Origin of the sequence: Streptomyces sp. NPDC001904, from assembly GCF_040297005.1 — a bacterium.
Classification (GTDB): Bacteria; Actinomycetota; Actinomycetes; order Streptomycetales; family Streptomycetaceae; genus Streptomyces.
Window position 1 is genome coordinate 1 of sequence record NZ_JBEOYI010000041.1, and the last position, 13,999, is coordinate 13,999.

12 protein-coding genes, 1 rRNA gene and 1 riboswitch are annotated in these 13,999 nt (G+C 69.1%); of the genes, 12 read left to right on the forward strand and 1 reads right to left on the reverse strand.

The window, feature by feature from the left end:
* The 11 genes from rrf to ABT127_RS36710 all read left to right on the forward strand — a co-directional run.
* Positions 1-91, forward strand: a 5S ribosomal RNA gene (gene rrf / locus ABT127_RS36660); the annotation flags it as partial.
* 133 nt (positions 92-224) lie between these two features.
* Positions 225-833 (forward strand): cardiolipin synthase ClsA, encoded by a 609-nt coding sequence (gene clsA, locus ABT127_RS36665; protein ID WP_351460054.1) that lies wholly within the window; start codon positions 225-227, stop codon positions 831-833.
* A 115-nt stretch (positions 834-948) separates the two neighbouring features.
* Positions 949-3,444 (forward strand): sugar phosphate nucleotidyltransferase, encoded by a 2,496-nt coding sequence (locus tag ABT127_RS36670; protein ID WP_351460057.1) that lies wholly within the window; start codon positions 949-951, stop codon positions 3,442-3,444.
* An 87-nt stretch (positions 3,445-3,531) separates the two neighbouring features.
* A complete protein-coding gene (locus tag ABT127_RS36675) occupies positions 3,532-4,434 on the forward strand; it encodes a DUF881 domain-containing protein (protein ID WP_351460060.1) in 903 nt (300 codons plus the stop codon).
* Positions 4,431-4,763 (forward strand): small basic family protein, encoded by a 333-nt coding sequence (locus ABT127_RS36680; RefSeq protein WP_111663691.1) that lies wholly within the window; start codon positions 4,431-4,433, stop codon positions 4,761-4,763. The genes ABT127_RS36675 and ABT127_RS36680 overlap by 4 nt, the downstream gene beginning before the upstream one ends.
* 5 nt (positions 4,764-4,768) lie before the next feature.
* A complete protein-coding gene (locus ABT127_RS36685) occupies positions 4,769-5,647 on the forward strand; it encodes a DUF881 domain-containing protein (RefSeq protein ID WP_502971839.1) in 879 nt (292 codons plus the stop codon).
* Positions 5,648-5,729: 82 nt separating this feature from the next.
* Positions 5,730-6,674 (forward strand): zinc-ribbon and FHA domain-containing protein, encoded by a 945-nt coding sequence (locus ABT127_RS36690; protein WP_351460158.1) that lies wholly within the window; start codon positions 5,730-5,732, stop codon positions 6,672-6,674.
* A 27-nt stretch (positions 6,675-6,701) separates the two neighbouring features.
* The gene (gene ftsR / locus ABT127_RS36695) at positions 6,702-7,436 is read left to right on the forward strand and encodes a transcriptional regulator FtsR (RefSeq protein WP_351460066.1); all 735 of its coding nucleotides are present in this window, start codon (positions 6,702-6,704) and stop codon (positions 7,434-7,436) included.
* Positions 7,437-7,522: 86 nt separating this feature from the next.
* Complete coding sequence (locus ABT127_RS36700) at positions 7,523-7,996, forward strand: bifunctional nuclease family protein (protein WP_351460068.1); 474 nt, start codon at positions 7,523-7,525, stop codon at positions 7,994-7,996.
* 206 nt (positions 7,997-8,202) lie between these two features.
* The gene (locus ABT127_RS36705) at positions 8,203-8,823 is read left to right on the forward strand and encodes a MerR family transcriptional regulator (RefSeq protein ID WP_351460071.1); all 621 of its coding nucleotides are present in this window, start codon (positions 8,203-8,205) and stop codon (positions 8,821-8,823) included.
* A gap of 46 nt (positions 8,824-8,869) precedes the next feature.
* Complete coding sequence (locus tag ABT127_RS36710) at positions 8,870-10,252, forward strand: DNA polymerase IV (protein ID WP_351460074.1); 1,383 nt, start codon at positions 8,870-8,872, stop codon at positions 10,250-10,252.
* 55 nt (positions 10,253-10,307) lie between these two features.
* Here ABT127_RS36710 and ABT127_RS36715 read toward each other — a convergent pair whose 3' ends face one another.
* Positions 10,308-10,685 (reverse strand): PRC-barrel domain-containing protein, encoded by a 378-nt coding sequence (locus ABT127_RS36715; protein WP_351460077.1) that lies wholly within the window; start codon positions 10,683-10,685, stop codon positions 10,308-10,310.
* 114 nt (positions 10,686-10,799) lie between these two features.
* Positions 10,800-10,896: riboswitch (glycine riboswitch) on the forward strand.
* A 185-nt stretch (positions 10,897-11,081) separates the two neighbouring features.
* On the opposite strand from ABT127_RS36715, the gene gcvP reads away from it, so the two are divergent.
* Positions 11,082-13,970, forward strand: coding sequence for an aminomethyl-transferring glycine dehydrogenase (gcvP, locus tag ABT127_RS36720; RefSeq protein WP_351460080.1), 2,889 nt, complete (start codon positions 11,082-11,084; stop codon positions 13,968-13,970).
* Positions 13,971-13,999 lie beyond the last annotated feature (29 nt).

The window sequence follows — 13,999 nt, forward strand, 5'->3', positions numbered from 1 at the left end:
GCCCGGTTACATTCCGAACCCGGAAGCTAAGCCTTACAGCGCCGATGGTACTGCAGGGGGGACCCTGTGGGAGAGTAGGACGCCGCCGAACAAATCTTGAGAAAACCCCCGTGCATTGCGCACGGGGGTTTTCTGCGTTCAGGGGGGACCCCTCGCGTCCGTCGGGCAGCGCTGAGGGTAAAGTCAGGGGGCATCGTTGGCTTAATTACCCAGGAGGCCCCCGGGTGGAGGTCCAAGAGACCCGTGTCCAGACAGACCGGGTCCTCACCATCCCGAACATCCTCAGCATGGCGCGGCTCGTCGGCGTACCCCTGTTCCTGTGGCTGATCCTCAGGCCGGAGTTCGGTGGGCCGAAGAGTGATGGATGGGCGCTGCTCGTGCTCGCGCTGAGCGGCGTCAGCGACTATCTCGACGGGAAGCTCGCGCGTCGTTGGAATCAGATCAGCAGCCTCGGCCGGCTGCTCGATCCCGCCGCCGACCGGCTCTACATTCTGTCCACCCTGGTCGGATTGACCTGGCGCGACATTCTGCCCATTTGGTTGACGGCTGCACTGCTTGCGCGAGAACTGGTTCTTCTGGTGATGGTGGGGATCCTCAGGCGGCACGGCTATCCGCCGCCCCAGGTGAACTTCCTCGGCAAGGCGGCCACCTTCAACCTGATGTACGCCTTCCCGCTCCTGCTGCTCAGCGATGGAAGCGGCTGGATCCATGAACTCGCTGCTATTTTCGGATGGGCGTTCGCTGGATGGGGTACAACGCTGTATTGGTGGGCAGGGATCCTCTACGTGGTCCAGGTCCGCCGCCTTGTCACAGCGGACTCCACGGCCGATTGAGCTCGCCATCCAGCGTTGGGTGAGGACGGGTCGCTCCCGCTGTTCATCCTGGTGAGCGATACTTGACGAGCACAGTCGGCTAGACCGTCGTCTCTTCAAGGAGGACGCTTCCGACATGAAGGCCGTCGTGATGGCCGGAGGCGAAGGCACACGCCTTCGCCCCATGACCTCGAGTATGCCCAAGCCGCTCCTGCCGGTGGCCAATCGGCCGATCATGGAGCATGTGCTGAGGCTGCTCAAGCGGCATGGGCTCAGCGAAACCGTAGTCACCGTTCAGTTCTTGGCGTCGCTCGTCAAGAACTACTTCGGAGACGGCGAAGAGCTCGGAATGGAGCTCACCTATGCCAACGAGGAGAAGCCACTCGGCACCGCCGGCAGCGTGAAGAACGCTGAGGAGGCGCTGAAGGACGATGCCTTTCTCGTGATCTCCGGTGATGCTCTGACCGATTTCGACCTCACCGAGCTCATCAACTTCCACAAGGAAAAGGGCGCGCTCGTCACCGTATGTCTGACGCGTGTGCCCAACCCCCTCGAATTCGGCATCACGATTGTCGATGAAGAGGGCAAGGTGGAGCGGTTCCTGGAGAAGCCGACGTGGGGGCAGGTCTTCTCGGACACCGTGAACACGGGCATCTACGTCATGGAGCCCGAGGTCTTCGACTACGTCGAAGCCGATGTGCCCGTCGACTGGTCCGGTGACGTCTTCCCGCAGCTGATGAAGGAAGGCAAGCCGGTCTACGGCTACGTGGCCGAGGGGTACTGGGAGGACGTCGGCACCCACGAGAGCTATGTGAAGGCCCAGGCCGACGTGCTCGAGGGGAAGGTCGACGTCGAGCTCGACGGGTTCGAGATCTCGCCGGGAGTGTGGGTCGCCGAGGGCGCCGAAGTGCATCCCGACGCCGTGCTCCGCGGGCCGCTGTACATCGGCGACTACGCCAAGGTCGAAGCCGATGTGGAGATTCGCGAACACACCGTCGTGGGCTCCAACGTCGTCGTGAAGAGCGGGGCCTTCCTGCACAAGGCCGTCCTCCACGACAACGTCTACATCGGGCAGCACAGCAATCTGCGCGGCTGCGTCGTCGGGAAGAACACCGACATCATGCGGGCCGCCCGGATCGAGGACGGTGCCGTCATCGGCGACGAATGTCTCGTCGGTGAGGAATCGATCGTCCAGGGCAATGTGCGGGTCTATCCGTTCAAGACGATCGAGGCCGGCGCCTTCGTCAACACCTCGGTGATCTGGGAGTCGCGCGGGCAGGCCCACCTGTTCGGGGCCCGTGGCGTCTCCGGAATCCTCAACGTCGAGATCACTCCGGAGCTGGCCGTGCGGCTCGCGGGGGCGTACGCCACGACCCTGAAGAAGGGGTCCACCGTCACGACCGCCCGTGACCACTCCCGTGGCGCGCGGGCGCTGAAACGCGCCGTCATCTCCGCCTTGCAGGCCAGCGCCATCGACGTACGCGACCTGGAGAACGTGCCCCTGCCCGTGGCCCGGCAGCAGACCGCCAGAGGCAGCGCCGGCGGGATCATGATCCGGACGACACCCGGGGTACCGGACTCCGTCGACATCATGTTCTTCGACGAGCGCGGAGCCGACCTCTCGCAGGGCAGCCAGCGCAAGCTCGACCGCGTGTACGCACGTCAGGAGTACCGTCGCGCGTTCCCGGGCGAGATCGGGGATCTGCACTTCCCCTCCAGCGTCTTCGACTCGTACACCGGATCGCTGCTCAGGAACGTCGACATCACGGGGATCGCCGACGCGGGCCTCAAGGTCGTCGTCGACGCCTCCAACGGCAGTGCCGGGCTCGTGCTGCCCAGTCTCCTGGGGCGGCTCGGCGTCGACTCGCTGACCATCAACCCGGGGCTCGACGAGTCGCGGCCCACGGAGACCGCCGACGCACGACGGTCCGGGCTCGTCCGGCTCGGGGAGATCGTCGCCTCGGCACGGGCCGCCTTCGGCGTCCGGTTCGACCCGGTCGGCGAGCGGCTCTCGCTCGTCGACGAGAAGGGCCGGATCGTCGAGGACGACCGGGCGCTGCTCGTGATGCTCGACCTCGTGGCCGCCGATCGCCGCAGCGGACGCGTCGCGCTGCCCGTCACCACCACCCGGATCGCCGAGCAGGTCGCCGCGTACCACGGGACGCAGGTGGAGTGGACGACGACCTCGCCCGACGACCTCACCCGCGTGGGGCGCGACGACGGGACCATCTTCGGCGGCGACGGGCGCGGCGGATTCATCGTGCCCGAGTTCAGCAGCGTGTTCGACGGGACCGCCGCGTTCGTCCGGCTCATCGGTCTTGTCGCCCGGACCCAGCTGACCTTGAGCCAGATCGACGCGCGGATCCCGCGGGCGCACGTGCTCAAGCGGGACCTGGCGACCCCGTGGGCCGTCAAGGGACTCGTCATGCGGCGGGTCGTCGAGGAGGCCGGTGACCGGTTCGTGGACACCACGGACGGGGTACGGGTCGTCGAGGCCGACGGACGCTGGGTCATGGTGCTGCCCGACCCGGCCGAGGCCGTCACCCACCTGTGGGCCGAGGGCCCCGACGACGCCTCCGCACAGCAGCTCCTCGACGAGTGGACGGCCGTCGTGGACAGCGCCGGCCGCTGAGTCCTGGACGAGCCGGTCACCCTCCGGTGGAGCGGTGGCCGGTTCGTCCGTGGGGCCATTCGGAGGTAGCGGGCACGTCGTGCGACGATGTGCGGCATGCCGCAGCAGCCCCCCGTTCGGAGCAGCCCCAAGCGCCCCAGGCGCCCCGACGCGTCCATGTCGCTGCTGACGAACGTGATGGACCACAGCCTCGACGACGGGTACGCGGAGGCCGCGGCCCGCAAGCGGGCCCAGGGTCAGAGCGGGCTGCCGAAGACCCTGCGGGCGAAGCTGGGGCTCGCGGCGGGTCTGGTACTGGCCGCGCTGGTCGTCACCGTGGGGGCCGCGCAGGCCCGCATCGCGGCGCCGGTCGTGGCCAAGGAGCGCGAAGAGCTGATCGACCGCATCGACCAGGAGAGCGATTCCGCCGACCGGCTCGAGGGCCAGGTCGACTCGCTCCGCACCGACGTGGGGAACAAGCAGCGCGAGGCGCTGAAGAAGCACGGCGGTGAGCAGGGCGAGTTGGTGGGGATGCTGTCCGGGGCCGTCGCCGTGCACGGGCCGGGCGTCAAGCTCGTCGTCGACGACGCCAAATCCGCGCAGAGCGGCACCGGAGGACCTCGGGAGAGCGCGGACTTCTCCGACACGGGGCGGGTGCGCGACCGGGACATGCAGCGCGTCGTCAACGGCCTGTGGGAGTCCGGGGCCGAGGCCGTGAGCATCAACGGGCAGCGGCTCACCGCCCTGTCCGCCATCAGGGCCGCCGGTGACGCGATACTGGTCGACAACAAACCGCTGGTGCCGCCGTACACGGTGCTCGCGGTGGGGGACGGGCAGCGGCTGAGCACCCGGTTCCAGAACAGCTCCGACGGGTTGTACCTGCATGCCCTCACGGAGAACTTCGGGATCCGGAACAGCATTTCCACGCAGGACGACGTCAAGATTCCTGCCGCGCCCAGCGTGATCGTACGTACAGCACAGCCGAGAGCAGAGCAGAAGGGCACATCGTGATCGCCGTACTGGGCCTCGTCGTGGGAGTCGTGGTCGGGTTGTTCATCCGTCCCGAGGTTCCGGCGGTGGTGGAGCCTTATCTTCCGATCGCCGTCGTCGCGGCGCTCGACGCGGTGTTCGGCGGGCTGCGCGCCATGCTGGACGGGATCTTCGACGACAAGGTGTTCGTCGTGTCGTTCCTGTCGAACGTCGTCGTGGCCGCGCTGATCGTCTTCCTGGGCGACAAGTTGGGCGTGGGCGCGCAGCTGTCGACCGGCGTCGTGGTGGTGCTCGGCATCCGGATCTTCTCCAACGCCGCCGCCATCCGGCGGCACGTCTTCCGGGCGTGAGGCCGATGAATCCGGACGAGACTCCGCGGAACCCCGGGCCCGACGGGACGCCGGAGGGTGCCGAGCCCCCGTACCGGCTGCGCAAGGAGCTTCCGGCGGAAGTACGGGCGACCGCGCCGGACGAGGCATCCCTGCCGGAGCCGGCGGGCGAACCGCAGCTGACCGGCCGTCAGCGGCTGGTGAAGGGACTGTGGCCGCCGCGCGTGTCACGCGCTCAACTCACCGTCGCCGTGCTCTTGTTCGTCCTGGGCCTCGGACTCGCCATCCAGGTGCGGTCCAACAGTGACAACAGCGCGCTGCGCGGTGCGCGCCAGGAAGATCTTGTGCGCATCCTCGATGAACTCGATGACCGCACTCAGCGTCTGGAAGATGAGAAGCAAGGTCTCGAGGACCAGCGCACCGAGCTGGAGAACAGTTCGGACCAGGCCGAGGAGGCCCGTAAGCAGACGGTCGAGAAGGAACGTCAACTCGGCATTCTGGCGGGCACCGTGGCGGCGCAGGGCCCGGGGATCACGATGACCGTCAGGGACCCGAAGGGTGCCGTCGAGGCGGACATGCTGCTCGACGCGATCCAGGAGCTGCGGGCGGCCGGTGCCGAGGCGATCCAGGTGAACGGGGTGCGGGTCGTCGCGAACACGTACCTGACGGACGGAACCGGAGGGAAGGGGGTCAGCGTCGATGGACACAAGATCACTCAGCCGTACACCTTCAAGGTCATCGGCAAGCCGCAGGACCTCGAACCGGCCCTCAACATCCCCGGAGGTGTCGTGCAGACGCTGGAGAAGGAGCAGGCCACCGTGGAGGTGAGCCGTTCGGAGAAGATCGTTGTGGACGCCTTGCGAGCGGCGCGACAGCCTGATTACGCTCGGTCGTCCTCCCAGTGAGGCGTATGTGCATGGGGGATGTAGTGCGAGGGCATGAGCTTGCGGGGGGTCGGCGCACCGTAGGCGGGGTGCGTGGTGGAAACTGTTTGGCGGATACGGACGTTGTGAGGATGTCCGTGTTCGTGATGTACGCCGATGTGTGCAGTCAGGGTTCGTCCTGCCCCACGGGCGGGTCTGTTTCGGTCAAGGGGAATCGCCCGTGAAGTTGTTTGCGAAGTTGTTCGGCAAGAGCGCACGTGAGGATGGTCGTCACCGTGCGTCGCGCCAGGGAGACGTGCCGGAGACGCAGGTGGGCGAGCGCCCGCTGTTCCGGGACCAGGTCGGTGGTGACAATTCGGGCGGACAGGGCGCGTCGGCTGTTGACCCTGCCGGTTCCGGCCGCATAGGTTTCGGGGAACCGTCAACCTCAAGTACGGGTGGAGGGTTTGGCCCTGGCCCGTACGCGTCCCAAGCCCCCGCGGGGCAGCCGCGGCAGGAGGATCCGTCCATGTCGGCTCTGGTGTGTCAGAGGTGCGGGAACCGGAACGGCGAGAACAGCCGGTTCTGCTCCAACTGCGGTGCGCCGCTGCGGGGCGGGATGGCGGCCGAGGGGCCGTCGGAGACCACCTCCACGATCTCCATCTCCGGTCTCGAGTCCTACGACCCCGAGGCCACCGGTCAGACGCAGCTTCCGACCCTGTCGCCCGAGGCGCAGGCCGCGGTCGATGCCCTGCCTCTGGGCTCGGCGCTCCTGGTGGTTCGGCGCGGTCCGAACTCGGGCAGCCGCTTCCTCCTCGACGGCGAGCTGACCACGGCGGGCCGTCACCCGCAGAGCGACATCTTCCTGGACGACGTGACCGTGTCGCGCCGCCACGTGGAGTTCCGTCGCCTTCAGGACGGCTCGTTCACCGTCGCCGACGTCGGCAGCCTCAACGGCACGTACGTGAACCGTGAGCGCATCGACTCGGTGACGCTGAACAACGGCGACGAGGTGCAGATCGGCAAGTACCGGCTGGTCTTCTACGCGGCGACCCAGCGAGGTATCTGACCCACCAGCGAACCGTCAGGAAGGTCCATGCTTCACACACCGAGGGGCGGTGCCGGCAGCGGCACCGCCACCGCGGACAGTCGGCTGATGAGCATCGGCACCGTACTGAACGTGCTGCGCGACGAGTTTCCCGAAGTGACGATCTCCAAGATTCGGTTTCTGGAGTCGGAGGGGCTCATCGAGCCACAGCGGACGCCCTCGGGCTACCGCAAGTTCAGCCCGGAAGACGTCGAGCGACTCGCCCACGTCCTGCGGATGCAGCGGGACCACTACCTGCCGCTGAAGGTCATCAAGGAACAGCTCGACGCCCTGGAGCGGGGCGAGTCCCTGCCCGTGCCCGCGCCGGGGCGGCCCGGTGACGCGCTTGCGGACGAGAGCGGCGACGCTCCGACCGCCGCCCGCGTCGGCCGGGACGAGCTGCTCGCCGCCGCCGGGATCGACGAGGCGGAGCTCGACGAGTGGGAGTCCTACGGGCTCCTCGCTCAGTTGCCCGACGGCGGCTACGACGCCTCGGCGGTCCTGGTCGCCGAGCTGGTGGGCGAGCTCGGGCGGTTCGGCATCGGCCCGCGCCACCTGCGGGTCATGCGGGCCGCCGCGGACCGCGAGGCCGGTCTGGTGGACTCCGTCGTCGCTCCCCTGAAGGTGCACCGCAACCCGCAGACCAGGACGCTCGCGCAGGCGCGCGCCAAGGAGCTGGCGGGGCTCACGGTGAAGCTGCACGCGGCACTTGTGCAGACCGCCCTCGGGGTGCGTCTTCCCTGATCGCAGGGGCGGGTGAGCGCCGCCGGCCCGGCATGCGGCGCATGCCCGACTACCCAAACCTGCCGGGCACGTCCTAGGGTTGCTGTGTGAACGAGCTCGACGTCGTAGGTGTCCGGGTCGAAATGCCCTCCAACCAGCCGATCGTGCTCCTGCGTGAAGTGGGAGGCGACCGCTACCTCCCCATCTGGATCGGACCGGGGGAGGCGACGGCCATCGCCTTCGCCCAGCAGGGCATGGCCCCCGCGCGTCCGCTGACGCACGACCTCTTCAAGGACGTGCTGGAGGCGGTCGGACAGGAGCTCACGGAAGTACGCATCACGGACCTGCGGGAAGGCGTCTTCTACGCGGAGCTGGTCTTCGCGAGCGGGGTGGAGGTCAGTGCCCGCCCGTCGGACGCCATAGCCCTCGCGCTGCGCACCGGAACGCCGATCTTCGGCAGTGACGAGGTGCTGGACGACGCCGGGATCGCGATTCCGGACGAGCAGGAGGACGAAGTGGAGAAGTTCCGCGAGTTCCTCGACCAGATCTCGCCCGAAGATTTCGGGACGAACAGTCAGTGATCAGCAGATTGTGACCTGCGGGTCGTGAAGAGAGGCGGTCGCCTGATGGCGGCCGCCTCGGCGCATTCGGCTAGCCTTTCCCCGCGGTGGGGTACGGGAAACCACTCTTAGGGTGATTATCACTCGGCGTGGCGAGTGTGGCGTTCGTTGACGCACCCCCAGTGACTGCCTACCGTCGAGAAGGCAGGTCATAAGAGGAGGTCGGCGTGAGAAGCAGCGGCGACGGTACGGCTACGGGCGGTCCGTACACGTTTCACGGCAGCGCGGCCGATCACACTCCGCAGCGCCCGCAGGCGGTGCCTGTGGCGGCGGGAGCGGACGGCGACGCGACTTCCGAAGAGATCGGATACCGGGGACCGACCGCGTGCGCGGCGGCCGGAATCACCTATCGGCAGCTCGACTACTGGGCCAGAACCGGCCTGGTCGAGCCCAGTGTGCGGCCCGCGTACGGGTCCGGGACGCAGCGGCTCTACAGCTTCCGGGACGTCGTCGTCCTGAAGGTCGTGAAGCGGTTCCTCGACACGGGGGTGTCCCTGCAGAACATCCGGACCACGGTGCAGCATCTGCGGGAGCGGGGCTTCCGGGACCTGGAGCGCATGACCCTGATGAGCGACGGCGCCACCGTGTACGAGTGCACGTCGCCGGACGAGGTCCACGATCTGCTCCAGGGCGGGCAGGGGATCTTCGGCATCGCCGTGGGGGTCGTCTGGCGGGACGTGGAGAGCGCGCTGTCGCAGCTGCACGGGGAGCGGGTGGACACCGGCGAGACCATCGTCAGGACCAACCCCGCGGACGAACTCGCGAGGCGGCGCAACCGGGCCGTGTGACGGTCGTGCCGCCGCGTTGTCAGTGGCGTAGGGCAGCATCGGTGGTGTGAGAACCGCACCGACGATTCTGCATCTCGACATGGATGCCTTCTACGCCTCCGCGGAGCAGGCGGCGAAGCCCAGCCTGCGCGGGAAAGCGGTCGTCGTGGGCGGTCTCGGGCCGCGCGGGGTCGTGGCCACCGCCTCGTACGAGGCGCGGAGATTCGGGGTGCACTCCGCCATGCCGATGGGGCAGGCGCGGCGGCTCGCGCCGAACGCCGCGTACCTCGTGCCCCGGTTCCGGCTCTACCGGGAGATCAGCGAGCAGGTGATGGCCCTTCTGCGGGAGCTTTCGCCGCTGGTGGAGCCCCTGAGCCTCGACGAGGCGTTCGTCGATCTGGAGGCCGGTGAGAGGGCCTGGGACGCGCGTTCCGCGGAAGCCGTGGGGCTGAAGTTGCGCGGTGACATCAGGCGGGTGACCGGGCTGAGCGGATCCGTGGGGCTCGCCGTCTCCAAGATGCTCGCCAAGATCGCCTCCGAGGAGGCCAAGCCGGACGGGCTGCTGCTGATACCGCCGGGCACCGAGCGGCAGCTGCTGGGCCCGAAGTCCGTGCGGATCCTGCCGGGCGTCGGTCCTGCCACCGGGGACCATCTGCGCCGGGCCGGCATCCACACCGTCGAGGAGATCGCCGAGGCGGGCGAGGACGAGCTCGTACGGATGCTGGGGAAGGCCCACGGAAGCCATCTGTACGCGATGGCGCTCGCGCGGGACGAGCGGCCGGTCGTCGCCGAGCGGGACTCCAAGTCCGTCTCCGTCGAGGACACGTACGACGTCGACATCCATGACCGGGTGCGGGTCCGCATGGAGGTGCAGCGGCTCGCCGACCGGTGTGTGGAGCGGCTGCGGGCCGCCGGGAGGTCCGGGCGGACCGTGGTGCTGAAGGTGCGCAGATACGACTTCTCGACCCTGACGCGGTCCGAGACGCTGCGCGGGCCGACCGACGACCCCGGGGTGGTCCGGGAGGCCGCCGCACGGCTGCTCGAGGGTGTGGACACCACCGGGGGCGTGCGGCTGCTCGGAGTCGGGGTCACTGGGCTCGCCGATTTCACGCAGGAGGACCTGTTCGCGCAGGCCGCTGCGGCCGCCTCGGAGGAGGCGGCGACTGCGGGGGCCGTCGAGGAGGAGGCGGCTGCCGAAGCTACGGCCGAGGACGTCGTCGAGGAGCCGGCCGCGCGGCGGTGGATGGCGGGGCACGACGTGCGCCATGCCGAGTTCGGGCCCGGGTGGGTGCAGGGCAGTGGGCTCGGGCGGGTCACCGTGCGGTTCGAGACGCCCTACTCGGTCGAGCCGGGGCGGGTGCGGACGTTTTCCGTCGATGATCCGTCGCTGGAGGCCGCTGATCCGTTGCCGCTCGTCGACAGTGGTGTGCGGTCGGCGTCTGCCGGGTGAGGTGTGCGGGCGGGTGCGCGTGCGTCGTGGCCGGTCGCGCAGTTCCCAGCGCCCCTTACGGGGCTTCGGGGTCCGGGGTGCCCGCGATGTGGCCGAAGGTCAGGTCCGGTTCGGAGGGGGCAGAGATGTCGAGGCCGTAGTGGTGGTAGAGCTGGAGTTCCTGCTCGGGGGAGAGGTGGCGGCCCACGCCGAAGTCGGGGGCGTCCTTGATCAGGGAGCGTTCGAAGGGGACGCGCAGGGTGCCGTCCACCAGTTCGCTCGGCTCCAGGGGGACGAAGGCGTCCCGGCTGAACAGGCCGGTCCGTATGGCCGCCCACTCCGGAACGCCCGTGGCGTCGTCGAGGTAGACCTCGTCGATGGTGCCGATCTTCGTTCCGTTGCGGTCGAGCGCCTTGCGGCCGATCAGGTTGCGCGGATCGATGTCGGTCTGCACGGGCCCTCCAGCTGGTCGCAACTCGTCTGTAAGCACTACGAAAGAGCACATTCGAGAAGGCGGCCACTCGAAGCTGGTGCTCAAGTCGCCGCTGGTAGGCTGGCAAGCGGCTGCTGACCCCGTGCGGGAGAGTCCTCCGACCGTCGTCGGGGGGCGCCGAAGGAGCAAATCCTCCCCGGAATCTCTCAGGCCCCCGTACCGCACGGACGAGGTCACTCTGGAAAGCAGGGCGGGGTGCACGTTCCTCGCCCTCACCGACGGTGAAAGCCGGTGTGTCCTCGCGATCGTGCGGGGCGGCCGGTGAAGCTCTCAGGTTGAGATGACAGAGGGGGAGGCCGTCCGGGCACCAGCGCCGTGGTGCCCCTCGCAGGTCGTACTGACCAGGAGGCCTCCGCCATGACCGCCAACCGCATTCCGCTCGCGCAGCTGGAGCAGGGAATTCCCTTCGAACAGCGCCACATCGGTCCCGACGACGCAGCCCAGGCCAAGATGCTCGCGCAGGTCGGCTACGGCTCGCTCGACGAACTGACGGCGGCCGCGGTGCCGGACGTGATCAAGAGCGCCGAGGCGCTGGATCTGCCCGCGGCCCGCACCGAGGCCGAGGTGCTCGCCGAACTGCGCTCCCTCGCCGATCGCAACCAGGTCCTCGGATCGATGATCGGGCTCGGGTACTACGGGACCTTCACCCCGCCCGTCATCCTGCGCAACGTCATGGAGAACCCGTCCTGGTACACGGCCTACACGCCGTACCAGCCGGAGATCTCCCAGGGCCGCCTGGAGGCGCTCCTCAACTTCCAGACCATGGTCGCCGAGCTGACCGGGCTGCCGACCTCCGGCGCCTCGCTGCTCGACGAGGGCACGGCCGCCGCCGAGGCCATGGCGCTGTCGCGGCGCATCGGCAAGGTCAAGAACGGCGTGTACGTCGTCGACGCCGACGCGCTGCCGCAGACCGTCGCCGTGATCGAGACGCGGGCCGAGCCGACCGGCGTCGAGATCGTCGTCGCCGACCTGAGCGACGGCATCCCCGCCGAGATCGCCGAGCGCGGTGTCGTGGGCGTGCTCGTGCAGTACCCGGGTGCCTCCGGCGCCGTGCGGGACATCAAGCCCGTCATCGACCAGGCGCACGAGCTGGGCGCCGTCGTCACCGTCGCCGCCGACCTCCTCGCGCTGACGCTGCTGACCTCGCCCGGCGAGCTGGGCGCGGACATCGCCATCGGCACGACGCAGCGATTCGGTGTGCCGATGGGCTTCGGCGGACCGCACGCCGGATACATGGCCGTACAGGAGAAGTTCGCGCGGTCCCTCCCCGGACGCCTCGTCGGAGTCTCCGTCGACGCCGACGGCAACAAGGCGTACCGCCTCGCCCTCCAGACGCGTGAGCAGCACATCCGCCGGGAGAAGGCGACCAGCAACATCTGCACCGCGCAGGTGCTCCTCGCCGTCATGGCCGGCATGTACGCCGTCTACCACGGGCCCGACGGGCTGAAGGCCATCGCACGGCGCACCCACCGCTACGCCACCCTGCTGGCCGCAGGTCTGGCAGCGGGCGGCGTCGAGGTCGTGCACCAGGCGTACTTCGACACCGTCACCGTGCGGGTGCCGGGCAGGGCCGCCGCCGTGGTGAGCGCCGCGCGGGAGAACGGGGTGAACCTGCGGCTCGTCGACGCCGACCAGGTCTCGGTCGCCTGCGACGAGACCACCACCCGGGCCCAGCTGGGCATCGTCTGGGAGGCCTTCGGCGTCGAGGGCGCCGACCTCCAGGCGCTGGACGCCGCGACCGAGGACGCGCTGCCGGACGCGCGGCTGCGCGGCGACGCGTATCTGACCCACCCCGTCTTCCACCAGTACCGCTCCGAGACCGCGATGCTGCGCTACCTGCGCCGCCTCGCCGACCGCGACTACGCGCTGGACCGCGGCATGATCCCGCTCGGCTCCTGCACGATGAAGCTGAACGCGACGACGGAGATGGAGCCGGTCACCTGGCCCGAGTTCGGCCAGCTGCACCCCTTCGCGCCGGCCGAGCAGGCCCAGGGCTACCTCACGCTCATCCGTGAGCTGGAGGAGCGGCTCGCCGAGGTCACCGGATACGACAAGGTCTCCCTCCAGCCGAACGCCGGATCGCAGGGCGAACTCGCCGGGCTGCTCGCCGTACGCGCCTACCACCGGGCCAACGGCGACGACCAGCGGACCGTCTGCCTCATCCCGTCCTCGGCCCACGGCACCAACGCGGCGAGTGCGGTCATGGCCGGCATGAAGGTCGTCGTCGTCAAGACCGCCGACGACGGCGAGATCGACGTCGAGGACCTGCGCGCCAAGATCGAGCAGTACGCCGATCAGCTCGCCGTGCTCATGATCACGTACCCGTCGACGCACGGCGTGTTCGAGGAGCACGTCGCCGACATCTGCGGCGCCGTGCACGACGCCGGCGGTCAGGTGTACGTCGACGGCGCCAACCTCAACGCACTCGTGGGGCTCGCCAAGCCGGGGCACTTCGGCGGCGACGTCTCGCACCTGAACCTGCACAAGACGTTCTGCATCCCGCACGGTGGCGGCGGCCCGGGTGTCGGTCCGGTCGGTGTGCGCGCGCACCTGGCGCCGTACCTGCCGAACCACCCGCTGCAGCCGAGCGCCGGTCCCGAGACGGGGGTCGGGCCGATCTCCGCCGCGCCGTGGGGCTCCGCCGGGATCCTGCCGATCTCCTGGGCGTACGTCCGGCTCATGGGCGGCGAGGGGCTGAAGCGCGCCACCCAGGTGGCCGTGCTGTCGGCGAACTACATCGCCAAGCGGCTCGAACCGCACTTCCCGGTGCTGTACACCGGTCCCGGCGGGCTCGTCGCGCACGAGTGCATCATCGATCTGCGGCCGCTCAGCAAGGCCACCGGGGTCAGCGTCGACGACATCGCCAAGCGGCTCATCGACTACGGGTTCCACGCGCCGACCATGTCGTTCCCGGTCGCCGGGACGCTGATGATCGAGCCCACCGAGAGCGAGGACCTCATCGAGCTCGACCGGTTCTGCGACGCGATGATCGCGATTCGGGGCGAGATCGAGCGGGTCGCCTCCGGCGAGTGGCCGGCCGACGACAATCCCCTGCGGAACGCTCCGCACACGGCCGGGATGCTCGGCGGCGAGTGGGAGCACGCGTACAGCCGCGACGAGGGTGTCTTCCCGGCGGGGGTCGTGGCGTCCGACAAGTACTGGCCGCCGGTGCGGCGCATCGACCAGGCCTTCGGTGACCGGAACCTGGTGTGCTCGTGCCCGCCCATGGACGCCTACGAGGGGTGATCCGACGGGGGTTGCGCGGCAGGCCGTTG

Coding starts and splice junctions, on each gene's coding strand:
- ABT127_RS36685 (WP_502971839.1), top strand. CDS start 4,769: ATGAATCCGGACGAGACTCCGCGGAACCCCGGGCCCGACGGGACGCCG.
- gcvP (WP_351460080.1), top strand. CDS start 11,082: ATGACCGCCAACCGCATTCCGCTCGCGCAGCTGGAGCAGGGAATTCCC.
- ftsR (WP_351460066.1), top strand. CDS start 6,702: ATGCTTCACACACCGAGGGGCGGTGCCGGCAGCGGCACCGCCACCGCG.
- ABT127_RS36670 (WP_351460057.1), top strand. CDS start 949: ATGAAGGCCGTCGTGATGGCCGGAGGCGAAGGCACACGCCTTCGCCCC.
- ABT127_RS36675 (WP_351460060.1), top strand. CDS start 3,532: ATGTGCGGCATGCCGCAGCAGCCCCCCGTTCGGAGCAGCCCCAAGCGC.